Source organism: Burkholderia sp. JP2-270 (assembly GCF_003233675.1).
GTDB lineage: Bacteria > Pseudomonadota > Gammaproteobacteria > Burkholderiales > Burkholderiaceae > Burkholderia > Burkholderia pyrrocinia_C.
Genome location: NZ_CP029824.1, coordinates 892,190 through 918,142, shown reverse-complemented (window position 1 = coordinate 918,142; position 25,953 = coordinate 892,190). Strand labels below are relative to the sequence as shown.

At 67.4% G+C, this 25,953-nt stretch carries 24 protein-coding genes; 14 read left to right on the top strand and 10 right to left on the bottom strand.

Features of this window, described 5'->3' with window-relative positions; translation table 11 throughout:
* Positions 1–110 precede the first annotated feature (110 nt).
* Together hslV and hslU are read left to right on the top strand one after the other, a co-directional pair.
* Positions 111–647, top strand: a complete 537-nt coding sequence (gene hslV, locus DM992_RS04365) for an ATP-dependent protease subunit HslV (RefSeq protein WP_006755256.1) — start codon at positions 111–113, stop codon at positions 645–647.
* 10 nt (positions 648–657) lie between these two features.
* Positions 658–2,001, top strand: coding sequence for an ATP-dependent protease ATPase subunit HslU (hslU, locus tag DM992_RS04360; RefSeq protein WP_111015867.1), 1,344 nt, complete (start codon positions 658–660; stop codon positions 1,999–2,001).
* A gap of 93 nt (positions 2,002–2,094) precedes the next feature.
* On the opposite strand, the gene DM992_RS04355 is transcribed toward hslU, so the two are convergent.
* On the bottom strand, positions 2,095–4,167 hold the full coding sequence (locus DM992_RS04355) for a hypothetical protein (RefSeq protein ID WP_111015866.1): 2,073 nt from the start codon (positions 4,165–4,167) through the stop codon (positions 2,095–2,097).
* Positions 4,168–4,418: 251 nt separating this feature from the next.
* Between DM992_RS04355 and DM992_RS04350 the strand changes: the two genes are divergently transcribed.
* Positions 4,419–5,537, top strand: a complete 1,119-nt coding sequence (locus DM992_RS04350) for a helix-turn-helix transcriptional regulator (protein WP_111015865.1) — start codon at positions 4,419–4,421, stop codon at positions 5,535–5,537.
* Between the two features lie 166 nt (positions 5,538–5,703).
* Here the strand turns inward: DM992_RS04350 and DM992_RS04345 are convergent, their stop codons facing one another.
* The 3 genes from DM992_RS04345 to DM992_RS04335 all read right to left on the bottom strand — a co-directional run bounded on the left by DM992_RS04345 (position 5,704) and on the right by DM992_RS04335 (position 7,994).
* Positions 5,704–6,246: a response regulator transcription factor gene (locus tag DM992_RS04345; protein ID WP_011546464.1), complete on the bottom strand. Its 543-nt coding sequence runs from the start codon at positions 6,244–6,246 to the stop codon at positions 5,704–5,706.
* Positions 6,247–6,259: 13 nt separating this feature from the next.
* Positions 6,260–7,678, bottom strand: coding sequence for an ATP-binding protein (locus DM992_RS04340; protein WP_111015864.1), 1,419 nt, complete (start codon positions 7,676–7,678; stop codon positions 6,260–6,262).
* 91 nt (positions 7,679–7,769) lie between these two features.
* Positions 7,770–7,994, bottom strand: a complete 225-nt coding sequence (locus tag DM992_RS04335; RefSeq protein ID WP_111015863.1) for a cysteine-rich CWC family protein — start codon at positions 7,992–7,994, stop codon at positions 7,770–7,772.
* 293 nt (positions 7,995–8,287) lie between these two features.
* Between DM992_RS04335 and argB the strand changes: the two genes are divergently transcribed.
* From argB to DM992_RS04290, 7 genes are all read left to right on the top strand, one after another.
* Positions 8,288–9,187 (top strand): acetylglutamate kinase, encoded by a 900-nt coding sequence (gene argB, locus DM992_RS04325; protein WP_006490510.1) that lies wholly within the window; start codon positions 8,288–8,290, stop codon positions 9,185–9,187.
* Positions 9,184–9,975 (top strand): pyrimidine 5'-nucleotidase, encoded by a 792-nt coding sequence (locus tag DM992_RS04320; protein WP_111015860.1) that lies wholly within the window; start codon positions 9,184–9,186, stop codon positions 9,973–9,975. The genes argB and DM992_RS04320 overlap by 4 nt, the downstream gene beginning before the upstream one ends.
* Positions 9,942–10,607: a nucleoid occlusion factor SlmA gene (gene slmA, locus DM992_RS04315; RefSeq protein ID WP_111015858.1), complete on the top strand. Its 666-nt coding sequence runs from the start codon at positions 9,942–9,944 to the stop codon at positions 10,605–10,607. The genes DM992_RS04320 and slmA overlap by 34 nt, the downstream gene beginning before the upstream one ends.
* A gap of 368 nt (positions 10,608–10,975) precedes the next feature.
* Positions 10,976–12,121, top strand: coding sequence for a homoserine O-acetyltransferase (locus DM992_RS04305; RefSeq protein ID WP_111015856.1), 1,146 nt, complete (start codon positions 10,976–10,978; stop codon positions 12,119–12,121).
* Positions 12,118–12,726 carry a methionine biosynthesis protein MetW gene (gene metW, locus DM992_RS04300; protein ID WP_111015854.1) on the top strand — a complete coding sequence of 203 codons (609 nt, stop codon included), beginning with the start codon at positions 12,118–12,120 and terminating at the stop codon, positions 12,724–12,726. Before DM992_RS04305 ends, metW begins: the two co-directional genes overlap by 4 nt.
* A gap of 96 nt (positions 12,727–12,822) precedes the next feature.
* Positions 12,823–14,244 carry an AmpG family muropeptide MFS transporter gene (locus DM992_RS04295; RefSeq protein WP_111015852.1) on the top strand — a complete coding sequence of 474 codons (1,422 nt, stop codon included), beginning with the start codon at positions 12,823–12,825 and terminating at the stop codon, positions 14,242–14,244.
* The gene (locus tag DM992_RS04290) at positions 14,234–15,286 is read left to right on the top strand and encodes a M48 family metallopeptidase (protein WP_111017798.1); all 1,053 of its coding nucleotides are present in this window, start codon (positions 14,234–14,236) and stop codon (positions 15,284–15,286) included. The genes DM992_RS04295 and DM992_RS04290 overlap by 11 nt, the downstream gene beginning before the upstream one ends.
* Positions 15,287–15,306: 20 nt before the next feature.
* Here DM992_RS04290 and DM992_RS04285 read toward each other — a convergent pair whose 3' ends face one another.
* Positions 15,307–16,275, bottom strand: a complete 969-nt coding sequence (locus DM992_RS04285; RefSeq protein WP_111015851.1) for an AraC family transcriptional regulator — start codon at positions 16,273–16,275, stop codon at positions 15,307–15,309.
* Positions 16,276–16,503: 228 nt separating this feature from the next.
* On the opposite strand from DM992_RS04285, the gene DM992_RS04280 reads away from it, so the two are divergent.
* Positions 16,504–17,556: an NAD(P)-dependent alcohol dehydrogenase gene (locus DM992_RS04280; RefSeq protein ID WP_111015849.1), complete on the top strand. Its 1,053-nt coding sequence runs from the start codon at positions 16,504–16,506 to the stop codon at positions 17,554–17,556.
* Positions 17,557–17,688: 132 nt separating this feature from the next.
* Here the strand turns inward: DM992_RS04280 and DM992_RS04275 are convergent, their stop codons facing one another.
* From DM992_RS04275 to gatC, 5 genes are all read right to left on the bottom strand, one after another.
* A complete protein-coding gene (locus DM992_RS04275; RefSeq protein WP_034179341.1) occupies positions 17,689–18,462 on the bottom strand; it encodes an exodeoxyribonuclease III in 774 nt (257 codons plus the stop codon).
* Positions 18,463–18,502: 40 nt separating this feature from the next.
* Positions 18,503–19,342, bottom strand: a complete 840-nt coding sequence (locus DM992_RS04270) for a polyphosphate kinase 2 family protein (RefSeq protein WP_111015847.1) — start codon at positions 19,340–19,342, stop codon at positions 18,503–18,505.
* Positions 19,343–19,460: 118 nt separating this feature from the next.
* On the bottom strand, positions 19,461–20,933 hold the full coding sequence (gatB, locus tag DM992_RS04265) for an Asp-tRNA(Asn)/Glu-tRNA(Gln) amidotransferase subunit GatB (RefSeq protein WP_111015845.1): 1,473 nt from the start codon (positions 20,931–20,933) through the stop codon (positions 19,461–19,463).
* Between the two features lie 5 nt (positions 20,934–20,938).
* Positions 20,939–22,429 (bottom strand): Asp-tRNA(Asn)/Glu-tRNA(Gln) amidotransferase subunit GatA, encoded by a 1,491-nt coding sequence (gatA, locus tag DM992_RS04260; RefSeq protein ID WP_111015843.1) that lies wholly within the window; start codon positions 22,427–22,429, stop codon positions 20,939–20,941.
* Between the two features lie 65 nt (positions 22,430–22,494).
* Complete coding sequence (gene gatC / locus DM992_RS04255; protein WP_006477478.1) at positions 22,495–22,794, bottom strand: Asp-tRNA(Asn)/Glu-tRNA(Gln) amidotransferase subunit GatC; 300 nt, start codon at positions 22,792–22,794, stop codon at positions 22,495–22,497.
* Between the two features lie 367 nt (positions 22,795–23,161).
* Between gatC and DM992_RS04250 the strand changes: the two genes are divergently transcribed.
* The 3 genes from DM992_RS04250 to mreD all read left to right on the top strand — a co-directional run bounded on the left by DM992_RS04250 (position 23,162) and on the right by mreD (position 25,907).
* Positions 23,162–24,205 carry a rod shape-determining protein gene (locus DM992_RS04250; protein WP_004189550.1) on the top strand — a complete coding sequence of 348 codons (1,044 nt, stop codon included), beginning with the start codon at positions 23,162–23,164 and terminating at the stop codon, positions 24,203–24,205.
* Positions 24,206–24,330: 125 nt separating this feature from the next.
* Positions 24,331–25,398, top strand: a complete 1,068-nt coding sequence (mreC, locus tag DM992_RS04245; RefSeq protein WP_111015841.1) for a rod shape-determining protein MreC — start codon at positions 24,331–24,333, stop codon at positions 25,396–25,398.
* On the top strand, positions 25,395–25,907 hold the full coding sequence (mreD, locus tag DM992_RS04240) for a rod shape-determining protein MreD (RefSeq protein WP_009687274.1): 513 nt from the start codon (positions 25,395–25,397) through the stop codon (positions 25,905–25,907). The genes mreC and mreD overlap by 4 nt, the downstream gene beginning before the upstream one ends.
* The last annotated feature ends 46 nt before the right edge of the window (positions 25,908–25,953 follow it).

The following is a 25,953-nucleotide window of genomic DNA, read 5'->3' as shown; positions in this document are numbered from 1 at the left end:
CCGCCCTAAAATGAAACGGACGCGCGCCGGGCCGCTCCCCGGCGCACTGCGATTCACGCGGCGGCGCCTCGCGCCGCCCGACTCTTCCCCGTTTTTCTCAAGGAACGCAGATGGAGCAATTTCACGGCACGACCATCGTTTCAGTCCGGCGCGGCGACAAGGTCGCGCTCGGCGGCGACGGCCAGGTAACCCTCGGCAACATCGTCATGAAGGGTGGCGCGCGGAAAGTGCGGCGGATCTACAACAACCAGGTTCTGGTCGGATTCGCGGGCGGCACCGCCGATGCGTTCTCGCTGCTCGATCGCTTCGAGGCGAAGCTCGAGAAGCATCAGGGCAACCTGACCCGTGCGGCCGTCGAGCTGGCGAAGGACTGGCGCACCGACCGGATGCTGCGCCGCCTCGAGGCGATGCTGATCACGGCCGACGCGACCACCACGCTCGTGATCACCGGCAACGGCGACGTGCTCGACCCCGAAGGCGGCATCTGCGCGATCGGCTCGGGCGGCGCGTACGCGCAGGCCGCGGCCCGCGCGCTCGCCGAGAACACCGAGCTGTCGCCGCGCGAGATCGTCGAGAAGTCGCTCGGGATCGCCGGCGACATGTGCATCTACACGAACCACAACCGCATCATCGAAACGATCGAGTAAGGACCGCCCCATGAGCACCATGACCCCTGCCGAGATCGTCTCGGAACTCGACAAGCACATCATCGGCCAGAACAAGGCGAAGAAGGCCGTCGCGGTCGCGCTGCGCAACCGCTGGCGCCGCCAGCAGGTCGCCGATCCGCTGCGCACGGAAATCACGCCGAAGAACATCCTGATGATCGGGCCGACGGGCGTCGGCAAGACCGAAATCGCGCGCCGCCTCGCGAAGCTCGCCGATGCGCCGTTCATCAAGATCGAAGCGACCAAGTTCACCGAAGTCGGCTACGTCGGCCGCGACGTCGACAGCATCGTGCGCGACCTGATCGAGATCTCGGTCAAGCAGACGCGCGAATCCGAGATGCGCAAGGTGCGCAGCAAGGCGACCGACCAGGCGGAAGACCGCATCCTCGACATCCTGCTGCCGCAGCCGCGCGCGGTGGGCTTCGGCGGCAACGCCGAACACGCGAACGACGACAACAACGCGACGCGCCAGACGTTCCGCAAGCGCCTGCGCGAAGGCCAGCTCGACGACAAGGAAGTCGAGCTCGACCTCGAGCAGCCGTCGGTCGGCATGGACATCATGGCGCCGCCCGGGATGGAAGAGATGACCGAGCAGATCCGCTCGATGTTCTCGAACCTCGGCAGCGGCAAGAAGCAGCGCCGCAAGGTGAAGATCAAGGAAGCGCTGAAGCTGCTGACCGACGAGGAAGCGGCGAAGATGCTCAACGACGAGGAAGTGAAGACGAAGGCCGTGCAGAACGTCGAGCAGAACGGCATCGTGTTCCTAGACGAGATCGACAAGATCACGTCGCGCAACAATGAAGGCAGCGGCGGCGAAGTGTCGCGCCAGGGCGTGCAGCGCGACCTGCTGCCGCTCGTCGAAGGCACGACGATCAACACGAAGTACGGGATGGTGAAGACCGATCACATCCTGTTCATCGCGAGCGGCGCGTTCCATCTCGCGAAGCCGAGCGACCTGATTCCGGAACTGCAGGGCCGCTTCCCGATCCGCGTCGAGCTCGAATCGCTGTCGGTGGAAGACTTCGAGGCGATCCTCGATGCGACCGACGCGAGCCTCGTCAAGCAGTACCAGGCGCTGCTCGCGACCGAAGACGTGCAGCTCGAATTCGCCCGGGACGGCATCCGCCGCCTCGCGGAGATCGCGTATTCGGTCAACGAGAAGACCGAGAACATCGGCGCGCGCCGGCTGTACACGGTGATCGAGAAACTGCTCGAGGAAGTGTCGTTCTCGGCCGGCAATCACGCCGGCGAGCGCGTGACGATCGACGCGACGTATGTCGACCGGGCGCTCGGCGAAGTGGCACAGGACGAGGATCTGTCGCGCTACGTACTGTAACGCGGCACCCGGCTTCCGACGAAAAACGGGCGACTCCGCTGGAGTCGCCCGTTTTTTTGGGAGCGGGCGCGGCGGCCCGCCGACGCCGGCCCGTCAGCGGTCGTACTCGACCGACACCGTAAACTGCATGTCGAACGGATCCGACCAGCTCAGACTCGCGAACGAAAAATCGGTAGCGCCCGTCCAGCCAGCCACCGACGGAAACGCCACGCCCTGATCGCCCGGTACGTTGAGCGTCACTGCGGTACCCGGCTGCGCAGGCGTGGCACGCGCGGTCCCGTTGACGAAGACCGCCGACGTCTGCCCCGCCGGTGTCGCGCGAATCTGCACGTTGCCGCGCTTGACGAACGGCAGCCCCGCTTTCGAGGTCCAGCCGAGCGGGAAGGTCGCGCCGCCCGCGAACGTGCTGGCCGTGCCCGGCGTCAGCATGTCGCGCGTCGACTGCGCGGGGTCGTGCCACTGATACTGGCGCAGTGCGTCGGGCAGCGGCGACGGAGTCCGCAGACGGACCGTATAGCTCTTTGCCGGCGCGGCCGTGCTGCCGTTCTGGTAGAGGTCGATCGTATAGGCGCTGAACGGCTTGATGTCGGCCAGCTCCGCTGCGCTCAATTGCGGCTTCGACCACGCCGTGTTGTTGCGCGGTGCGTCGCCGGGCCACGTGAACATGCCCTGGTTCGCCGGGTCCTGCGCGACGCCGGCCAGCCGATAGTTGTTGCGGCATTGGCTGCCCTTCGCGAGCGCGGCGAGCTGGGCCGGCGTCTGCCCGCTGGCGATCTGCGCGCGGATATTGAGCGTGTCGCACGTGCCGCTCGACGGCTGGAGGAACACGCCGTTGCGCAAGCCCGGGCCCTTGACGATCGCGAAATCCACGGCCTTGCCGTCAGCATCGACGATTCCGACCTGCAGGTTCAGCGAGTCGACGAACGCATTGGTGCCGGTCGACGGATTGGCCGGATTCAGCCAGTCCCACTTCTGCGCGTTCGCATTCACCTTGCTCAGCACCGCACGCCGGTTGCCGATCACGCGCCAGCCGGTGTCGCCGCTCGTTCGGGCGCCTTCCTTCACCGCCAATTGCACGTGCTGCTGCATGCCGTCGCGAATGCCGTCCGCGCGCGTCCACGACAGCTTGACCCACATGGTGTCGCCGGCCACCACACGAATCACCTCCGGCAGGCTGAAGCTCGCGTTGTTCATCGCATCGTCGGCCACGATGCCCGGCGCCGTGCCGAACTCCTGTTGCGCCGACATCCCGTTGTTGAGGTAGGCCGCGGGCACGCCGGCGTTCAACGCGCCGGACGCGACGTCGTCGACGACGAGCTGGCTGCAGGCCGGCACGCCGCCGCCGAGACGCGCGGCGGCGGTGGTGCCGGCGAAGCAGTGGTTGAACGCAGCCTGCAGCGACGCGAGATCGCTGGCGCTCGGCAGGTTCGACAGCGGCGCGCCGTCGATGGTCGCGACGGCCGGCAGGCTGGCCTTGTCGCCGGCTTGCGGTGCGACGCCGGGCGCCAGCTGAAGCTGCGCGGGCGTATCGCTCGAAGTGCCCGCCACCGAGCTGATCTGCACGCCGCCGTCCGGCAGCACGTTGACCTTCAACTGGTCGAGCAGCCGGTCGAGCCCGGGCGCGCCCGCGGTCAGCGGCCCGGCGATCAGGTCGGCGCCGGCGTTGCCGGTTGCGGCCAGCACGTCGGCCAGCGCGGCGGAGTAGGCCTGCACGGTGCCGGCGACAGCCTGCGCCGTCACCTTGCTCTGCAGCAGTCCGGTGTTGCCCAGCAACTTCGTGGGGTTGTCGCCGACGATCGTGGCGGCGATCGCATTCGTGAGCGGCGTGATGTTGATCGTCTGCGTGCCCGCGGTGGCGCTGAGCGAGATCAGCGTCGCCTGCGAATCGGCGACATTGCCGACGGCCGACAGCGCAAAGGGCGCGGTCATGCCGGTCACCGTGCAATGGAACGCACCGGTGGTCGCGTCGGCCGGACAGTCGGCCGATTTGCCCGTTGCGTCGACGAGCGTGACGATCGCGCCCTGCATCGCGGCACCCGCCGCCGCGACGCCGCTGACCGTCTGCGCGGCCGGCGGCGGCGAGCCGCCGGACGACGAATCGCTGCCGCCCCCGCAAGCAGTCAGGACCAGTGCGGCAATACCGAGTACGACAGGTGTGCGTTTCATTGTTTTCCCCCGAGGACCTTCCGGTTATTGCGTGACATACGCGTCGCGCACGCACGCTGAATGGCGGGGATTCTCGCAAAACCGATTTTCCGGATCATCATCCAGGTAGATGAAAATCGCGATCGCGCATGCCCCAGATCGCAAAGGACCTGTGATAGCCTGACCAAACATTCGGGGTTCGAAGCAAATCATCAGACCAAAGACCGATGCGCCGCGATTGCCATGCGAGCCAACGGGAGCGGGGAAGAACAATGCAAAGGGACCACCTCATCGGCGACCTCTATGAGGCCGCGCTGCGCCCGGACGGCTTTCTCGAAGTCTTTCATCAGGTATCCGAATCACTCGGCGCAAACGTTTTTCACATGTTCAGCTGGGACTCTGCGCGCAATGCGCCGCAGTTCTCGATCTACTCCCCGCGCGCCGAACTGGAAAGTGTCGTCGCGCTCTACGACCAGTACTACGGCGCACTCGATCCGCGCCGCAGCTTTGTCGAGCAGGCACCGCTCGGGCAATTCGTGTGCTGTCAGGATCACCTCACCGAGCAAGATGTCGCGCGCAGCGAATTCTTCCAGGACTACCAGATTCCGTCAGGCATTCGTTACCTGATGGGCGTCCGCCTGGCGCGCCCGGGCGGCGACGACATCCTGCTCGGGTTGCTGAGGGCTTGCGGCCGCCCACCCTATTCGCCCGAGGAACGCGCTGCCCTGTCGGGCATGGCCGGACATCTGCAGCGCGCGATCAACCTCTGGCAGGATGCGAACGTGCTGCACCGCGACGCCGCGCTCGGCGCCGAACTGATGGAAGAGCTGGGCCTGGCCGTGTTCGCGCTCGACCGGCATGCGCGTGTCGTCTTCGTCAATCGTGCGGCGGAGTCGATGTTGCGCGCGACGACCTGCCTCAAGCTCGAGCATGGACACCTGAGTGCCGCAAGCGCGCCGCACAACGATGCGCTGAAGACCGCGCTGGCACGCGTCGCGAAGACCCGCAACGGCGAGAGCCTCGCGCTGACGGGCTCGCTGGACGCCGCCCACGAAATCTTTCTCGGCATCGCCGCGCTGGCCGGGCCGGCGCTCCATGCCGCATTCGGCGGCGCGACGCTGCTCGTGACGGCCAGACGGCGAAGCGCCGCGCCGCTCGTCGTCGCGCAACAACTGCGGCAGGCGTTCGGCCTGTCGAGTGCCGAAGCCGCGGTGGCGGAGGCGTTGATCGGCGGCAAAACACCCGAGGAATGCGCGGCGAGCGCCCGGGTGTCGCTCGCCACCATCCGCACCCAGTTGCGCGCGATCTACGAGAAAACGCATTCGCGAAACCAGGCCGAGGCGGTGGGAAGGATGCTGTGGGTGCTTCCGCGGCGCCCACGCGAAAACTGACGCAACGAATCGGCAAGTGTCGCGCACCCGGCCGCAGGTGCGCTCCCGCGGTGAGCCTCGCAGCGAACCGCTACCGCATGCGTCCGAGGCGGCGGCAGCCGCCGCGCGGCCCGACGCCGGCGCCCTCGCGCGAACGGCTTGCCGCGCGAAACCGCGCGGGCCGGACTTACTGCCGCACCGGCTTCTTCGCGAGCTTGCGCTGCAGCGTGCGGCGGTGCATGTTCAGCGCGCGCGCGGTCGCCGAGATGTTGTTGTTGTTCTCCGCGAGCACGCGCTGAATGTGCTCCCATTCGAGCCGGTCGACCGACAGCACGACCGGATTCTCGAGCGCCTCGTCGGCCTGCACTTCAGTTGCGTTGGTCTGCAGCGCGGCCAGGATCGACTCGACGTTCGCGGGCTTCGCGAGATAGTTGTCGGCGCCTTCCTTCACGGCCTGCACGGCGGTCGCGATGCTCGCGTAGCCGGTCAGCACCAGAATCCGCGCATCGGGCTGCAGGTCGCACAGCGGCGCGATCAGGCTCAGGCCCGAATCCTCGCCGAGATGCAGGTCGACGGTGATGAACTGGAACTTGCCGCCCGCGGCAAGCCTGAGCGCCGTCTCCTTGTCGTGCGCCTGCTGGACCGCGTAACCGCGGCGCTCGAGGCCGCGCGCGAGCGTGCCCGCGAACACCTCGTTGTCGTCGATCACCAGGAAATTGTTCTCGCTCATGTGGTTTCTCCGTCTACGTGTTGGTTGAGGCGGCCGGCGCCGCGACGCGCACGACCGGCAGGCGCAGCACGGCCCGCGTGCCGCGCCCGGCGGTTGCGCCGGCCGCGCGGCTGTCCGGCGTGCCGGCCGTTCGTTCTGCCATGCGTTCGCCCGCGCGTTGACCCGATACGGCAGCGGCCTGGCCGTTCGCCGCACCGCCCGCCCGCCCGTTGCCGCCCGCCGCGCGCGGCGTGACATCGGACAGTTCGATCGCGCCGCCGAGCCGCGCGGCCGCACTGAACGCGAGATACAGGCCGACCCCGTGGCCGCCCTGCGTGCTGTCGACCGGCATCGCGCCGAGCGATTCGCGCAGCGCGGCCGGAATGCCGGGCCCGTCGTCGCATACCTCGAATTCGATCTCGTCGGCCGCGCGGTCGTGCGCGACCTTCGCGGCCAGCGTCACGCGCTGCGGGCTCGCGCGCGCGGCGTTGTCGAGCAGGATCGTCAGGATCTGGCCGGCCGCGACCGTGTCGTCGAGCGCGACGCCCGCCGGACGCGCGCCGAGCAGCTCGAACTGCACGTGCGGATGCCGCAGGCGCCAGTGCTCGACGAACGTGTCGAGCCAGTCGTCCACCGGCTGGCGGCTCGCGGGCGCGCTCGCGCGGCTGCGCAGGCGCGCGAGCGCCGACGTGCAGAGCGTCATTTGTTCCTCGAGCACCTTCAGGTCGGCCTCGTAGCGCGCCAGCCCCGGATCGGCGCGCGCCGCGTCGCGCAACTCCTCGGCGAGCATCGCGATCGTCGACAGCGGCGTGCCCATCTCATGTGCGACGGTGGCGGCCTGCACGCCGAGCGCGACCGCCCGCTCGTCGCGCAGCAGGTGCTGCTGCGCTTCGCCGAGCGCCGCATCGCGCTGGCGCAGCGCATTCGACATGCGCGCGACGAACCACGCGATCAGCCCGACGCTGACCATGAAGTTCGCCCACATCCCGGTGCGGTAGTAGTCGAACAGGTTCGCGGGATTGTCCATGTTGAGCGGCACCGAATCGAAGCCGAGCGCCGCGTAGCACGCGACCGCGAACGCCGCGAGCCAGATCATCAGGTGCCACGGCAGCACGGCCGCCGCGATCGCGAGCGACGGCAGGTACAGCGACACGAACGGGTTGGTCGTGCCGCCCGACAGGAACAGCAGTGCGGACAGCGCACCGAGGTCGACCCACAGCTGGCCGAGCAACTCGAAATTGGTCTCGGGCCGCGCGCGCAGCACGCGCACCCAGGTCAACGCGTTGAAAACGATTTCGAGCGCGATGACCATCAGCATCGCCGGCAGCGGCAGATGCACGCCGAAATAGGTCTGCACGACGCCGATCGTCACGAGCTGGCCGACGATCGCGAGATTACGGAGCCAGAACAGGTGACTGAGGTTGACGCGCCCGGTGGTGGTGATTCGTTGCATCCGGGCAGTTTACCCGTTTAGCGTGCGGCGCCTCCAGCGGGGCCGGATCGGAGCGGGCGAACGGGACGCACCGCGTGCCCGGCCGGCGCCGTCAGCGGGTCGCGCCGGCCATGCGCCGCGCGATCTCGTCGGCCAGGCACTCGGGGCACCGGCAGCGCATGCCGGCCGCGGGCTGCGTGCCGCCGGGCAGCGCCGGCATCGACGCGCACCAGCAGTCGAACGGCTGCGTGTGCGCGCCGCAGTCGAAGCCGCGCCCGCAGTGCGGGCAGCGTGCGCGGCGCGGCGCGGAACGGGCGTCGGCGGCGGAATCGGTCATGGCGCAATCGCGGAAACGGGCGTGAAGTCGCCCCACGCGACAAGCATAGCGCGGCGGAAGGATCTTGCACGGCGGTCTGCCGGCCGAAGTTCGCCGCAAACACACGCGAACGAACCCGCCGCCGCTGCCCGCGCACCGCCGCCCGCATCGCGCAGCGCCATAGCCGGCGGGCCGCTGCGTATGGTGTCCGAGCCGCGCCGATCACCTTCCGGCCAGCCCAAAAACCGATGCTGCGCTGCGCCACTCCTGTACAATTCGCCGTGTTTCAACCGTTCCCAGCCTGAGCCGCCGCCATGTCCGAGCCCATCGACCTCTCGCAGATCGCCCCCACGCTGAAAGCAGAAATCCTCGCCGAGGCGCTGCCGTACATCCGCCGCTACCACGGCAAGACCGTGGTCATCAAATACGGCGGCAACGCGATGACGGAAGAGCGGCTCAAGCAAGGCTTCGCGCGCGACGTGATCCTGCTGAAACTGGTCGGCATCAATCCGGTGATCGTCCACGGCGGCGGTCCGCAGATCGATCACGCGCTGAAGAAGATCGGCAAGGCAGGCACTTTCATCCAGGGCATGCGCGTCACCGACGAAGAGACGATGGAAGTCGTCGAATGGGTGCTGGGCGGCGAAGTGCAGCAGGACATCGTGATGCTGATCAACCACTTCGGCGGCCACGCGGTGGGCCTGACGGGCAAGGACGGCGGCCTGATCCACGCACGCAAGCTGCTGATGCCGGACCGCGACAACCCGGGCCAGTACATCGACATCGGCCAGGTCGGCGAAGTCGAGGCGATCAACCCGGCAGTCGTGAAGGCACTGCAGGACGACGCGTTCATCCCGGTGATCTCGCCGATCGGCTTCGGCGAAGACGGCCTGTCGTACAACATCAACGCAGACCTCGTCGCGGGCAAGCTCGCCACGGTGCTGAACGCCGAGAAGCTGCTGATGATGACCAACATCCCGGGCGTGATGGACAAGGACGGCAACCTGCTGACCGATCTGTCCGCGCGCGAGATCGACGCGCTGTTCGAGGACGGCACGATCTCGGGCGGCATGCTGCCGAAGATCTCGTCGGCACTCGACGCCGCGAAGAGCGGCGTGAAGTCGGTGCACATCGTCGACGGCCGGATCGAGCACTCGGTGCTGCTGGAAATCCTGACCGAGCAGCCGTTCGGCACGATGATCCGCTCGCATTGAGCACGCGCCGCAAGACCGCCAGCCCCGACCTGCCGGCCCCGCTGCGGCGCCGGCGCATCTCGCGCAGCCGGCCGCGCGCCGGCGCGCCCGTCTGGCTGTTCGATCTCGACAACACACTGCACCACGCGTCGCACGCGATCTTTCCCGAGATCAACCGCGCGATGACGCAGTACATCGTCGACACACTCAACGTCGAGCGCGCCGAAGCCGACCGCTTGCGCACCGGCTACACGCAGCGCTACGGCGCCGCGCTCCTCGGCCTCACGCGCCATCACCCGATCGATCCGCACGACTTCCTGCGCGCGGTCCACACGTTCACCGATCTTCCCGCGATGGTGCGCGCCGAGCGCGGCCTTGCGCGCATCGTCGCCGCGCTGCCGGGCCGCAAGTTCGTGCTGACCAACGCGCCGGAGAACTACGCGCGCGCGGTGCTGCGCGAACTGCGCATCGAACGGCTGTTCGAGCGCGTGATCGCGATCGAGCACATGCGCGACCGCCGCACGTGGCGCGCGAAGCCCGACCACACGATGCTGCGCCGGACGCTGCGCGCCGCGCATGCTCGCTTTTCGGATGCGATCCTCGTCGAGGATACGCGCGGCCACCTGAAGCGCTACAAGCGCCTCGGCATCGGCACGGTATGGATTACCGGCCATCTTCCCGGCCACCTGCCGGGTACCGGCCGCCCGCATTATGTCGACCAGCGGATTCGTTCGTTAAAATCGCTGCGACTGGGCACACGATCGGGGCGACAGAAATGCAGCCGACTTACCCGCAGGACCAAGCCGTAACGGAAGGCCAGGCCACACCCTCCCGCCCGCGCCCGAAGCCGGGCGAGCGCCGCGTGATGATCCTGCAGACGCTCGCGACGATGCTCGAGGCACCGAAGCGCGAGAAGATCACGACGGCCGCGCTCGCGGCCCGGCTCGACGTGTCGGAAGCAGCGCTGTACCGCCATTTCCCCAGCAAGGCGAAGATGTACGAAGGGCTGATCGAGTTCATCGAGCAGTCGCTGTTCGGGCTCGTCAACCAGATCGTCGCGAAGGAGCCGAACGGCGTGCTGCAGGCGCGCACGATCGCACTGACGATGCTCAATTTCGCCGCGAAGAACCCGGGGATGACGCGCGTGCTGACGGGCGAGGCGCTGGTCGGCGAAGACGAGCGGCTCACCGAGCGCGTGAACCAGTTGCTCGACCGCATCGAAGCGACCGTCAAGCAGTGCCTGCGGGTCGCGCGCACCGAAGCAAATGCGCCGCCGGACGGCGCGGCGCCGTTCGCGCTGCCGGCCGACTACGATCCGGCCGCGCGCGCGAGCCTGCTCGTCAGCTACGTGATCGGCAGGTGGCACCGCTTTGCGAAGGGCGGGTTCCAGAAGCCGCCCGGCGAGCAGGCCGACGCGCATTTGCGGCTGATCCTGCAGTAAGCGAAGCGTTCGCCGACAGCCTCCCTCGCCGCTCCGGCACGACTTGGCGACTGCGCGTCGCCTCTGTGCATGCCGGGCGCCGCCCCCTCGATACTGGACGATCCGCGCCTGCAAGCCGACGGCTGCGCCGCGAAATCCGTGCCCTGCGGATTTCCGCTATACTTTGCCGACCTGCCGCCTCCTTGGCGGCAGGTCGGAAGCGCGCCGATTTGCTGACTCGATTGCGGGCGCGCGAACCGGCCGGGGCCTTGATTTTGTCTTTGCCCCGGCGGTTCACTATAAATGCGGCTAAAGAGGTCGTCAGCCGCGCATCTCCGACTCCGCGCATTGCCGACACCATTTAGCTGCCCAGTCATAAGGCGGAACGAATGGAATCGATCGGCATCGTCGCTCCACAGACCATGCACTTCGCCGAACCGCTGCGCTTGCAAAGCGGCAGCGCGATCGGCAACTATCAACTCGTCGTCGAGACGTACGGCGAACTCAACGCCGCGCGCTCGAACGCGGTGCTCGTCTGCCACGCGCTCAACGCGTCGCATCACGTCGCCGGCGTCTATGCGGACGATCCGCGCAGCACCGGCTGGTGGGACAACATGGTCGGCCCCGGCAAGCCGCTCGACACCAACCGCTTCTTCGTGATCGGCGTGAACAACCTCGGCTCGTGCTTCGGCTCGACCGGCCCGATGAGCACCGATCCGTCGACCGGCAAGCCGTACGGCGCGCGCTATCCGGTCGTCACCGTCGAGGACTGGGTGCACGCGCAGGCGCGCGTCGCCGATGCGTTCGGCATCGAGCGCTTCGCCGCGGTGATGGGCGGCAGCCTCGGCGGGATGCAGGCGCTCGCGTGGAGCCTGATGTATCCGGAGCGCGTCGCGCACTGCATCGACATCGCGTCGACGCCGAAGCTGTCCGCGCAGAACATCGCGTTCAACGAGGTCGCGCGCTCGGCGATCCTGTCCGACCCCGACTTCCACGGCGGCGACTACTACGCGCACGGCGTGAAGCCGAAGCGCGGCCTGCGCGTCGCGCGGATGATCGGCCACATCACGTATCTTTCGGACGACGACATGGCCGAGAAATTCGGCCGCGCGCTGCGCCGCGCCGACGGCGCGCTCGATGCGTACAACTTCAGCTTCGACGTCGAGTTCGAGGTCGAGTCGTACCTGCGCTACCAGGGCGACAAGTTCGCCGACTACTTCGACGCGAACACCTACCTGCTGATCACGCGCGCGCTCGACTACTTCGACCCGGCGAAGGCGTTCGACGGCAACCTGACGGCCGCACTCGCGCACACGCAGGCGAAATACCTGATCGCAAGCTTCTCGACCGACTGGCGTTTCGCGCCCGCGCGTTCGCGCGAAATCGTGAAGGCGCTGCTCGACAACAAGCGCACGGTCAGCTACGCGGAGATCGACGCGCCGCACGGCCACGACGCGTTCCTGCTCGACGACGCGCGCTATCACAACCTGATCCGCGCGTATTACGAACGAATCGCCAACGAGGTGGGTGCATGAACCAGCAAGCGCTGAATTCCCTGTCCGCGCGCGCGGACTTCCGCACGATCGCTCGCTGGGTCGAGCCGCGCTCGACCGTGCTCGACCTCGGCTGCGGCGACGGCTCGCTGCTCGCGCTGCTGATGGAAGAGCTGGACGTCACCGGCTACGGCATCGAGCTGAACGACGCGGGCGTGCTCGCGAGCGCGAAGAACGGCATCAACGTGATCCAGCAGAACCTCGAGGACGGCCTGCGCCTGTTCGAGGACCACAGCTTCGACATCGCGATCCTGTCGCAAACGCTGCAGACGATCCACCAGACAGCCGCGATCCTGCGCGAAACGGCGCGCGTCGGCCGCGAGTGCATCGTGTCGTTCCCGAACTTCGGCTACTGGCCGCACCGGCTGTCGGTGCTGCACGGCCGGATGCCCGTGTCGAAATCGCTGCCGTACCAGTGGCACAACACGCCGAACGTGCGCGTGCTGACGATCAAGGATTTCGAGGCGCTCGCGCCCGAAGTCGGCGTCACGATCCTCGACCGCGTCGTGCTGCACGAAGGCCTGCCGATTCGATGGGGAGCGAACTGGCGTGGTAGTCTTGCTGTCTACCGCGTCAAGCGCAGCTGAGCCGGGGGGCCGTTGACGGACGCCGGGCCCGGCCCGCGCCGCTCCCCCCGCCGCGCGCTGCCGCCGCAATCAGTCAACGCTACCCAGTTCCAGTCCATGTCGAAAACGCCACACGAGGCGCCCGCACTCACCGCTCACGAGGATCACCCCGGCTGGCGAGCCTATCTGAACACGCACATGCTGATCTGCGTGTTCCTGGGCTTCACGTCGGGCCTGCCCCTGTTCACGCTCGTCTACCTCGTGCAGGCATGGCTGCGCTCCGAGGGCGTGAACCTGAAGGAAATCGGCCTGTTCGCGCTGATCCAGTTCCCGTATACGTGGAAGTTCCTGTGGGCGCCGCTGATGGACCGCTACCTGCCGCGCCTGCCCGGCTGGCAGCCGGGCCGCCGGCGCGGCTGGATGCTGCTCACGCAGGTGCTGGTCGCGGGCGCGATCGCCGCGCTCGGCTTCGTGTCGCCGCGCGATTCGATCTGGACGGTTGCTGCGCTCACGACGCTCGTCGCGTTCTTCGGCGCGAGCTCCGACATCGTGATCGACGCGTACCGCCGCGAACTGCTGCGCGACACCGAGCAGGGCCTCGGCAATGCGGTGCACGTGAACGCGTACAAGCTCGCCGCGCTGATCCCCGGCTCGCTGGCGCTGATCCTGTCCGACCACATGCCGTGGGACGTCGTGTTCGCGATCACCGGCGCGTTCATGCTGCCGGGCATCCTGATGACGCTCGTCGTGCGCGAGCCCGAAGTGGTCGGCGCACCGCCGCGCAACCTGCGCGACGCGATCGTGCTGCCGTTCCGCGAATTCATCCAGCGCGACGGCTGGACCGGCGCGCTGCTCGTCATTGCGTTCATCTTCCTGTTCAAGATCGGCGACACGATGGCCACCACGCTGTCGACGTCGTTCTTCCTCGACATCGGCTTCACGCGCACCGAGATCGGCATCGTCGCGAAAACCACCGCGCTCGTCGCGAGCGTCGCCGGCGGCATCATCGGCGGCATCTGGCTCGTGAAGATCGGCATCGGCCGCGGGCTGTGGATCTTCGGCGCGCTGCAGATGGTGTCGACGCTCGGCTTTGCCTGGCTCGCTCAGCTCGGCCCCGGCTCGCCCGTGCTCGCGGTGCTCTACGACTTCACCGTTTCGACGAGCCATGCGGTCGCATCGGCGCTGTCGATCTTTGGCATAGCCGTCGCGCCGCAATTCAGCCCGATGACGGTCGCGCTCGCGATCGTCTACGGCGTCGAAACCTTCACCACGGGCCTGACGATGGCCGCGTTCGTCGCGTATATCGCCAGCACGACCGACCCGCGCTACACGGCCACGCAGTTCGCGCTGTTCACGAGCCTCGCATCGGTGCCGCGCACGCTCGCGTCGGCCGCGAGCGGCTTCATCGTCGCGAAGATCGGCTGGTTCGACTACTTCATCGTGTGCACCGCGCTCGCGATTCCCGGCATGCTGCTGCTGTTCAGGATCGCGCCGTGGAACGGTGCCGCGCGCAACGGCGAGGCCAGCCGTGCTCAGTAACCGCCTGCACCGCGTCGCGCGCGTTGCGGCTTCGTTGAGCGTCGGTGCCGCGGCACTCGCCGCGGGGTCCGCGCACGCGGCCGACGCCGGCGCGACCGCGGCGGGCTCCGCGCCGGCCGCTGCGCAGGCAACGCCATCCACGCCGGCGACTTCCGCCACGCCCGCCACGCCGTCCGCCGCCGAAGCCGCGCAGCCGACCGGCGCCGCCGTGTCGGCGAAGGCCTATACGCCGACGCCGCAGCAGGTCCGCTACGGCAACGAGATCGCATTCCGCACGCTGCTTCCGTCGCCGCTGCTCGAGCAGCTCACCGGCAACGAATACGCGCAGATCGTGCAGGCGGCCGCCGACGGCAACCGCCTGCTGGGCGCGAACCAGCCGCGCGTGAAGCGCCTGCGCGCGATCGTCGCGAAGCTCGCGCCGTATTCGGTGAAGTGGAACGATCGCGTGAAGAACTGGGCGTGGGACGTCAACGCGATCCGCTCGCGCGACATCCGCCTGACTTGCCTGCCGGGCGGCAAGATGCTCGTGTACGGCGGCCTGCTCGACCGCATCCGCCTGAACGACGACGAGCTCGGCGTGCTGCTCGCGCACGGCATCGCACACGCGCTGCGCGAACACGCGCGCAGCAACTTCAGCGCAACCTCGCAGACGTCGCTGCGCGCGGCCACGCTGCCGCCGCTGTTCGGCGTCGGCGATCCGCTGCCGCAGGCACTGAACCTCGGCGAGCGCCTGCAGGCGCTCCACTACGATCCGACCGACGAGACCGAAGCCGACGTGATCGGCGGCGACATCGCCGCACGCGCAGGCTTCGATCCGCGCGCGGCGATCACGCTGTGGGACAAGCTCGCGGTAGCGACGCGCGCGAACAAGGCGACGGGCTTCATCTACACGCACCCGTACAGCACGGCCCGGCGCCAGGATCTGCTGAACCGCCTGCCGGACCTGATGCCGCTGTACGCGAAGGCGATCGGCAAACGCGTCGACACGCTGCCCGACTACGCGGGCATCAGCGCGCAACGGCGCAAGGTCGCGCGACGCTGAGCGGCGCGCGACACCGATCGTCATGCGCCGACATCTGCCGCGGCCGGCTTGGCCGACGCCTCGCCTGCCGGACGGCTGCCGCTCTCGCGCATCCAGCGCACTTCGTCACCCGGGCTGCGGCCGAACAGCCGCTTGAATTCGCGGCTGAACTGCGACGCGCTCGCGTAACCGACTCGGGCAGCGGCCGTGCCGGCACCGACTCCGTCCTGCACCATCATCAGCCGTGCCTGGTGCAACCGCGCGGCTTTCACGTACTGCATCGGCGACGTCGCCGTCACGTGCTTGAACTGCGCGTGGAACACCGCGAGGCTCATCCCGGCCTCGCGCGCGAGCGTCTCGACGTCGAGGTCGGCCTTCAGGTCGACGTGAATGCGCCGCAGCGCCTTCGCGATACGGCCGAAATGATGCTGCTGCACGAGCGCCGCGCGGATCGCGTCGCCCTGCGCGCCCGTCAGCACGCGATACGCAATCTCGCGCATGATCGCCGGCCCCAGCACGCGCGTGTCGTGCGGCGACGCGAGCGCTTCGAGCAGCCGCACCACCGCATCGGCCAGCGACGCGTCGAGCGGCGTCGAATAGACGCCGAGCGGCTCGCTGGCGGCCGCGCCGAGCGTCTCGTCGAGCAGGATCGCGAGCTCGGCGATCACCGCGAGATCGACGCGGATCGAGATCGCGAGAAACGGCTCGTCCTTGCTCGCGAAGGTCTCGCATTCGAACGGCAGCGGCACCGACAGCACGAGATACTGCTGCGCGTCGTAGACGAACGAGCGGTCGCCGAGATAGCCGAGCTTGCGCCCCTGGCACACGACGATGATGCTCGGTTCGTACAGCACGGGCATGCGCGGCACGGGACGGCTCACGCGGATGAAGCGCACGCCGTCGAGCGCCGCGAGCGTGTCGCCCTCGTTTGGAGCCAGGCGCGTGTGCAGTTCGATCATGCGGCGCCGCACGCGCTCGCCCGTGTCGGCGAAAAGGGGCTGGAAGCTCATCGGCGTGGTCCTGTACGGCAAGAGAATCTGGCTCGAAATGTAGCACCTTGAATGTGTTTTGACGGCCGTTCGCGTGCAATTCGAGAGGAATAGGCAAATCTTCCAGACCTTCGTGTATTTCGCCGCGGCGCCGCGCTCCTTACGATGACGTCCTGCCTCGCCGCATCGCCACATGATGCGACGGCAGTCTGTTTCGCCGGATGTTTTCCCGGACAAGGAGCCCCCTGCATGAGCACCACTTACGCTTACGCGGCGACCGATTCGCAATCGCCGCTCGCCCCGTTCGAATTCCAGCGTCGCGCGCTGCGCGATCTCGACGTCCAGATCGACGTCCTCTACTGCGGCGTCTGCCACTCGGACCTGCATCAGGCCCGCAACGAATGGCGCAACACGATCTATCCGGTCGTGCCGGGCCATGAAATCGTCGGCCGCGTGACCGCGACCGGCTCGCAGGTATCGCGCTTCAAGGTCGGCGAGCTGGTCGGCGTCGGCTGCCTCGTCGATTCGTGCCGCACCTGCGCGAGCTGCGCCGACGGCCTCGAGCAGTATTGCGAGAACGGCTTCGTCGGCACCTACAACGGCCAGGATCGCGTGACGGGCGACATCACGTACGGCGGCTATTCGACGCAACTCGTCGTCGACGAGGCGTTCGTGCTGCGCGTGCCGGAGACGCTCGACCCGGCCGGCGCAGCGCCGCTGCTGTGCGCGGGGATCACGACCTACTCGCCGCTGCGGCAGTGGAACGTCGGCCCCGGCAAGAAGGTCGGCATCGTCGGCCTCGGCGGGCTCGGCCACATGGGCGTGAAGCTGGCGCGTGCGATGGGCGCGCACGTCGTGCTGTTCACGACGTCGCCGTCGAAGATCGACGACGGCAAGCGCGTCGGCGCGCACGAAGTCGTGATCTCGAAGGACGAAGCGCAGATGAACGCGCACCTGAACAGCTTCGACTTCATCCTGAACACGGTCGCCGCGCAGCACGACCTGAACCCGTTCCTGAACCTGCTGAAGCGCGACGGCACGATGACGCTCGTCGGCGCGCCGGAGCACGACCATCCGTCGCCGCAGGTGTTCAACCTGATCTTCAAGCGCCGCCGACTCGCGGGCTCGCTGATCGGCGGGATCGCGGAAACGCAGGAAATGCTCGACTTCTGCGCGGAGCACGGGATCACGTCGGATATCGAAACGATTCCGATGCAGCAGATCAATGCGGCCTACGAGCGGATGCTGAAGAGCGACGTGAAGTACCGGTTCGTGATCGACATGGCGTCCATCAAGCAGTGAGCGTCGCCGGGCGGCATGCACGATCGCCGCGCCGAAGCAAAAATGAAACGGGCCGCATGTTCGACATGCGGCCCGTTTTGCATCCGGCGGCCGGATGGGTCGACCGCTACGCGCGCTGCGTAGCGCCGGCGCTCACTTCTTGTAGTCGTAGTCCACCGTCAGCGGCGCATGATCGCTGAACTTGATGTCCTTGAAGATCGACGTGCTCTTCGCGGTGCCGGCCACGCCCGGCGTCGCGATCTGGTAGTCGATCCGCCACCCGACGTTCTTCGCGTACGCCTGGCCGCGGTTGCTCCACCACGTGTACTGCTCGGGGCGCTGGTCGAGCGTGCGGAACACGTCGACATACCCGACATCGTCGAACAGCTTCGTGAGCCACTCGCGCTCTTCCGGCAGGCAGCCCGAGTTCTTCTGGTTGCTCTTCCAGTTCTTGATGTCGATTTCCTTGTGGACGATGTTCACGTCGCCGCACAGGATCACTTCGCGCTTCTTCTTGAGCTGGGCGAGGTGCGGCATGAATTCGTCCATGAAGCGGTACTTCGCCTGCTGGCGCTCTTCGCCGCTCGAGCCGGACGGCACGTACACCGACACGACCGACAGCTTGCCGTAGCGCGCCTCGACGTAGCGCCCCTCGGAATCGAATTCGCTGCTGCCGAAGCCGATGATCACGTCGTCGGGCTCATGGCGGCTGTACACGCCCGCGCCGCTGTAGCCCTTCTTCTCGGCGTGGTGGAAATAGCTCCTGAAGCCGTGCGGCTCGACGAATTCGGCCGGCAGGTCGTCGGCCGATACCTTGATTTCCTGCACGCACACGCAATCGGCATTCTGTTCGCCGAGCCAGTCGAAGAAGCCCTTCTTCGCGGCGGAGCGGATGCCGTTCAGGTTGGCGGTAATCACTCGCATCATGTCGGGTTCCGTTCAGTTCGATGTTTTACAGGGTGGCAGCTTAACGGATCTTCACGCCTTCGAGCTCGGGCTTCGGCGGCGGGAATTCCAGCTTCATGTCGGTCATCGTGCGCAGCAGCAGCTCGGCGATCATCACGTTGCGGTGCGTCTTCGAGTCCGCCGGGATCACGTACCACGGCGCATGCTCGGCCGACGTCGCGGCGAGCGCGTCGCGGTACGCGGACTGGTACGCGTCCCAGTGCTTGCGCGCGTCGAGATCGGAGATGTCGAACTTCCAGTGCTTGGTCGGATCGTCGATGCGCGCCTGCAGCCGCGCGCGCTGCTCGTCCTTCGAGATGTGCAGGAAGCACTTGACGATCGTCGTGCCGTTCTCGAAGAGCATCGTCTCGAAATCGCGGATCTGCCGGTAGCGGCGCTCGCACTCCTTGCTGTCGATCGCGTCGAGCACGCGCGGCACGAGCACGTCTTCGTAATGGCTGCGGTTGAAGATCGCGAGCTCGCCCGCGGCCGGCGCCTGCGCGTGTACGCGCCACAGGAAATCGTGCACGGCTTCGATCGGCGTCGGCGCCTTGAACGACACGACACGCAGGCCGAGCGGGTCGACCTCGCGGAACACCGCGCGCACGGTGCCGTCCTTGCCGCTGGTATCCATCCCCTGCAGCACGAGCAGCACGCGCTTCTTCTGCTGCGTGTGCAGGCGCTCCTGCTGCGTGTCGAGTTCGATCGACACGGCCGACAGCCGTTCGCGGTCGGCATCCTTCGAACCGGACGAGAACGGCTTCGCGGCCGGATCGAACGCATCGAGCTTGAATGCGGCGGCTTCCTTCTCGCGCGTGCTGTACGGCACGCGGAAATCGTCGAGCGACGGTTGTTTCGCCATTCGTTCCTCCGTTGGGCGGTGTGGTGCATACGATAACGCACCCACCAAACGCGACGGGCCGCCCCGAACTGGTTCGGGGCGGCCCGTCGTCAAGCGCGGTTCAGGCGCGCGATCATGCTCAGCCGAGCTTCTTCTTCAGCAGTTCGTTGACCTGCTGCGGATTGGCCTTGCCCTTCGTCGCCTTCATCGCCTGGCCGATCAGCGCGTTGAACGCCTTTTCCTTGCCCGCGCGGAATTCCTCGACCGACTTCGCGTTCGCGGCGAGCACCTCGTCGATGATCGCTTCCAGCGCGCCGGTGTCGGAGATCTGCTTCAGCCCCTTCGCGTCGATGATGCGGTCGGCCGCGCCTTCGTCGTCCGCCTTCTCGTCCCAGATCGTCGAGAAGATTTCCTTCGCGATCTTGTTCGAGATCGTGCCGTCGGCAATGCGCTGCAGCACGAGTGCAAGCTGGGCCGCCGACACCGGAATCGCGTCGATCTCGATGCCGTCGCGATTCAGTTGCGACGACACGTCGCCCATCAGCCAGTTCGCGGCGATCTTCGCGTTCGCGGCGCCAGCCTTCGCGACCACGGCCTCGAAATACGCGGCCATCGCCTTGCTCGACGTCAGCACGCCCGCGTCGTACGCGGACACGCCGTACTGCTCGACGAAGCGCTGCTGCATCGCGGCCGGCAGCTCGGGCATCCCGGACTGCACGCGCTCGATCCAGTCCTGGCCGATCACGAGCGGCATCAGGTCGGGGTCGGGGAAGTAGCGGTAGTCGTGCGCGTCTTCCTTGCTGCGCATCGAACGCGTCTCGCGCTTGTCCGGATCGTAGAGCCGGGTTTCCTGCACGACCTCGCCGCCGTCCTCGATCAGCTCGATCTGGCGGCGCACTTCGTAGTTGATCGCTTCCTCGAGGAACCGGAACGAGTTCAGGTTCTTGATTTCCGCGCGCGTGCCGAACTTCTCCTGGCCGACCGGCCGGACCGACACGTTCGCATCGCAGCGGAACGAGCCTTCCTGCATGTTGCCGTCGCAGATGCCGAGCCACACGACGAGGCCGTGCAGCGCCTTCGCATAGGCCACGGCCTCGGCCGCGCTGCGCATTTCCGGCTCGGTGACGATCTCGAGCAGCGGCGTGCCCGCGCGGTTCAGGTCGATCCCCGTCATCCCGGCGAAGTCTTCATGCAGCGACTTGCCCGCGTCTTCCTCGAGGTGCGCGCGGGTCAGGTTGACCGTCTTCTCGTACGCTTCCTTGCCGGCCTTTTCGTTGGCGGGCACCTGGATCGTGATCTGGCCGCCCTGCACGACCGGAATCTCGTACTGGCTGATCTGATAGCCCTTCGGCAGATCGGGGTAGAAATAATTCTTGCGCGCGAAGATGCTGCGCGGCGCGATGGTCGAGCCGATCGCGAGGCCGAAGCGGATCGCGCGTTCGACCGCGCCGCGGTTCAGCACCGGCAGCACGCCCGGCAGCGCCAGGTCGACCGGGCAGGCCTGCGTGTTCGGCTCGGCGCCGAACTGCGTCGACGCGCCCGAGAAAATCTTCGAGACGGTCGACAGTTGCGCGTGCGTCTCGAGACCGATAACGACTTCCCATTGAGTCATGGTGGTTACACTCCCGCCGGAACTTGCTTGTGCCAGTCGGTCGCGCGCTGGAACGCGTCGGCGACCTGCAGCATCCGGGCTTCGTTGAAATAGTTGCCGATGATCTGCAGGCCGACCGGGCGCTTCGCATTCGCGCCCGCGCCGAAGCCGCACGGCACGCTCATGCCGGGCAGGCCGGCGAGGCTCACCGACAGCGTGTAGATATCCGCGAGATACATCTGCACCGGATCGTCGCCCTTCGCGCCGAGATCCCATGCGACCGTCGGCGATGCCGGGCCCATGATCACGTCGCAGGACTTGAACGCTTCCTGGAAATCCTGCGCGATGATGCGGCGGATCTTCTGCGCCTGCAGGTAGTACGCGTCGTAGTAGCCGTGCGACAGCACGTACGCGCCGACGAGAATCCGGCGCTTCACCTCGGGGCCGAAGCCTTCGGCGCGCGACTTCTTGTACATGTCGAGCAGGTCGCCGTACTGCGCGGCGCGATGGCCGAAGCGCACGCCGTCGAAACGCGACAGGTTCGACGACGCCTCGGCCGGCGCGATCACGTAGTACACGGGAATCGACAGTTCCGTCTTCGGCAGCGACACGGGCACGAGCGTCGCGCCGAGCGCTTCATAAGCTTTAAGCGCCGCGTCGATCGTCGCGCGCACGTCGTCGGCGAGACCGTCGCCGAAATACTCGTTCGGCAAGCCGATGCGCAGGCCCGCGAGCGGCTTGCCCGCATCGTTGCCGGCCGCCCACGGCTGGCCGAGGTGGCGCGTGAAATCCTCGTCGTCGCGCTCGAGGCTCGTCGAGTCGCGCTCGTCGAAGCCGGCCATCGCATTGAGCAGCAGCGCGCAGTCGGACGCGCTCTGCGCCATCGGGCCGCCCTGGTCGAGCGACGACGCGAACGCGATCATCCCGTAGCGCGACACGCGGCCGTAGGTCGGCTTGATGCCCGTCACGCCCGCGAACGACGCGGGCTGGCGGATCGAGCCGCCGGTGTCGGTGCCGGTCGCGGCCGGCGCAAGGCGCGCGGCGACGGCGGCCGAGCTGCCGCCCGAGCTGCCGCCCGGCACCGCGTTGGTGTCCCACGGGTTCTTGACCGCGCCGAACGCCGAATTCTCGTTCGACGAGCCCATCGCGAACTCGTCCATGTTGGTCTTGCCGAGCGTGACCATGCCGGCCGCCTGCAGGCGGGCGACGACGGTCGCGTCGAACGGGCTCTCGTAGTTCGCGAGCATCTTCGAGCCGGCGGTCGAGCGCCAGCCGCGCGTGACGAAGACATCCTTGTGCGCGATCGGCAGGCCGGTCAGCGCGCCGCCCGCGCCGCGCGCGAGTTCGGCATCGGCGGCTTTCGCCTGCGCGAGGGTCAGATCGGCGTCGACATGGACGAACGCGTTCAGGTCGCGCGCGGCGTCGATCCGTTTCAGGTAGAGCTGCGCGAGCTCGACGGCCGAGCATTCCTTGGCGGCGAGCGCGGCGCGCAGTTCGGTCAGGCTTTTTGCGTGCATTGAGTGGTTTTCCTGGGAATTCTGGGTGGCGCGCGGCGCTGGCCGGCGCGCGTGTCGTCGAATGCTTACTCGATCACCTTCGGCACGAGATAGAGGCCGTCCTGGACGGCCGGCGCCGGACGCTGGTTGTCGTCGCGATTGACGACTTCCGTCACGGCGTCGTCGCGCAGGCGCTGCGCGACTTCCTGGATCTGTTCGATCGGGTGGGCGAGCGGCGCGATGCCGGCGGTGTCGACCGCCTGCATCTGCTCGACGAGGCCGAAGAATTCATTGAGCTGGCCGAGCATGTGCTCGGCGTCGGCGTCGGCCATTTCGAGTCGCGCCAGGTGCGCGATGCGTTTCACATCGGTCAGGGTCAGGGCCATGCGATCACCGGAAAAACAAGACTGCGCGGCGCATCGAAAGCAGCGCCGCGGCGGGGGGTTGGAGGGTGCGATCCCACCCTCAAAAATCGGGACCGAAGCGGCAAAAATACCGCCCGTTTCGATTCAAATACCGTGAAATTATAAGGTATCATTACGCGTTCGACCCAAACCCGGCAGCCTTTTCCCGCACCGTTTCGCCCCGCTTCGGCAAGCCGTGCGTGCTTCGTGCGATCCCCGGTAGACATCACTCGCAGCTTCGTGCGCCGCGGCGGCCGCTTCCGCCACGCTTCCCGAGGCTGTTATTTTTTCCGCTGCCGCCCTCAGCGCTCGCTGTGCAGGGCCGGCCCAGAGCGAAACAGGATTCTGAATGTTCGGTTTTTTGCGCAGCTACTTCTCCAACGATCTCGCGATCGACCTCGGCACCGCAAACACCCTGATCTACATGCGCGGCAAGGGCATCGTGCTCGATGAGCCGTCCGTCGTGTCGATTCGTCAGGAAGGCGGCCCCAACGGCAAGAAGACGATCCAGGCGGTCGGCAAGGAAGCCAAGCAGATGCTCGGCAAGGTGCCTGGCAACATCGAGGCGATCCGCCCGATGAAGGACGGCGTGATCGCCGACTTCACCGTCACCGAGCAGATGATCAAGCAGTTCATCAAGACGGCGCACGAGTCGCGCATGTTCTCGCCGTCGCCGCGCATCATCATCTGCGTGCCGTGCGGCTCAACCCAGGTCGAGCGCCGCGCGATCAAGGAAGCCGCGCACGGCGCCGGCGCATCGCAGGTCTACCTGATCGAGGAGCCGATGGCGGCCGCGATCGGCGCGGGCCTGCCGGTGTCGGAAGCCACCGGCTCGATGGTCGTCGACATCGGCGGCGGCACGACGGAAGTCGGCGTGATCTCGCTCGGCGGCATCGTGTACAAGGGCTCGGTGCGCGTCGGCGGCGACAAGTTCGACGAAGCGATCGTCAACTACATCCGCCGCAACTACGGGATGCTGATCGGCGAACAAACAGCCGAGGCGATCAAGAAGGAAATCGGCTCCGCGTTCCCGGGCTCCGAAGTCAAGGAAATGGAAGTGAAGGGCCGCAACCTGTCGGAAGGCATTCCGCGCAGCTTCACGATCTCCAGCAACGAAATCCTCGAAGCGCTGACCGATCCGCTGAACCAGATCGTGTCGTCGGTGAAGATCGCGCTCGAACAGACGCCGCCGGAACTCGGCGCCGACATCGCCGAACGCGGGATGATGCTGACGGGCGGCGGCGCGCTGCTGCGCGACCTCGACCGCCTGCTCGCGGAAGAAACCGGCCTGCCGGTGCTCGTCGCGGAAGATCCGCTCACCTGCGTCGTGCGCGGTTCGGGCATGGCGCTCGAGCGCATGGACAAGCTGGGCAGCATCTTCTCGTACGAGTGATCGTCTAGGCAGTTCCTTGACATGACGCACCCGCGGCGTGGCCGGATCGCTCGTTTAGAACGAACCGCCGCGCCGTTTGCGCGTCTGAGCATCATTTAACCGATCACACGCGCCCGGCGCCGACCATGGAATACAGTCCGCCGCCCCTCTTCAAGCAAGGTCCGCCCGCGCTCGCGCGGCTCATCTTCTTCGTTGCCCTCGCCATCGCGCTCCTCGTGTCGGACGCGCGCTTCAGCACGCTCGAAATCGTTCGCGGCGTGCTCGGCACCGTGCTCTATCCGCTGCAGCGCGCAGCGCTCGTGCCGCGCGACCTGTTCATGGGCGCGGCCGACATCGCCGTCACCGGCGCGTCGCTGCGCCACGAGAACGACGACCTCCGCAAGCGCAACCTGCAACTGTCGACGCAGGCCAACCAGGCCGCCGTGCTCGCGCAGGAAAACATGCACCTGCGCGCGGTGCTCGAGCTGCGCCAGCACATCGCGACGCAATCGACGCCGGTCGAGATCCAGTACGACACGAGCGATCCGTTCACGCAGAAGATCGTGGTCGGGCAAGGTTCGCAGCAGGGCATCCAGAACGGCGCGCCCGTCGTCAGCGAGGACGGCGTGGTCGGTCAGGTCACGCGCGTGTTCCCGCTGCAGTCGGAAGTCACGCTGGTCACCGACCGCGATCTCGCGATTCCGGTGCAGGTGCTGCGCACCGGCCTGCGCAGCGTGATCTACGGCACGCCGAAGGGCGATTCGCTCGACCTGCGCTTCGTGCCGACGAGCGCGGATCTCGTCGTCGGCGACGAACTCGTCACGAGCGGCCTCGACGGCGTCTATCCGCCCGGCCTGCCGGTCGCGAAGGTCGCTCGCGTCGACAAGCTCGCCGATACCGCATTCGCGCGCGTGACCTGCGCGCCGGTCGCGGCCGTGCGCGGCGCGCGCCAGATGCTCGTGCTGCATTACCAGAACGACATCCCGCCGCGCCCGGTCGAGCTCGAACCGGTCGCCGACAAGAACGCGAAGGGCGGCAAGAAGGGCGCGAAAGCCGCGAAGGGTGAGAAAGCCGACAAGGCCGACGCGAACGCGAAGCCGGCCGCCGCGGCCCAGCCCGCCGCGAAGCCCGCGCCGGCCGCGCCCGCCGCCCCCGGCAAGCCCGCCGCCGCGCCCGCGAAGCCCTCGACCGGGCAACCAGGAGCCCAGCGATGAATCGCCCGCAATACATCCTGCAGCCGGTCAATCCGTACTTCATCGTCTTCAGCCTCGCCGCCGCGTTCCTGCTGAACCTGATGCCGTGGGGCCGCCTGCCCGGCGTGCCCGACTTCGTCGCGCTCGTGCTGCTGTTCTGGAACATCCACCAGCCGCGCAAGGTCGGGATGGGCGTCGCGTTCGCGCTCGGCATCCTGATGGACGTGCATGACGCGGGGCTGCTCGGCGAGCACGCGCTCGCCTATACGCTGCTGTCGTACGGCGCGATCACGATCCACCGCCGCGTGCTGTGGATGCCGATCGGCGTGCAGGTGCTGTATGTCACGCCGCTGCTCGTCGTCGCGCAACTCGTGCCGTTCGTGATCCGGCTCGTGATGGGCGCCGCGTTCCCCGGCTGGCGCTACCTGGTCGACGGTTTCGTCGAGGCCGCGCTGTGGCCGATCGCGAGCCACCTGCTGCTGATGCCGCAACGCCGTCCGGTCGATCCGGACGATACGCGCCCCATCTGAGCCGGACGACCTTGAATACCCGCCGCCCCCAAACCCGCCGCGCGCC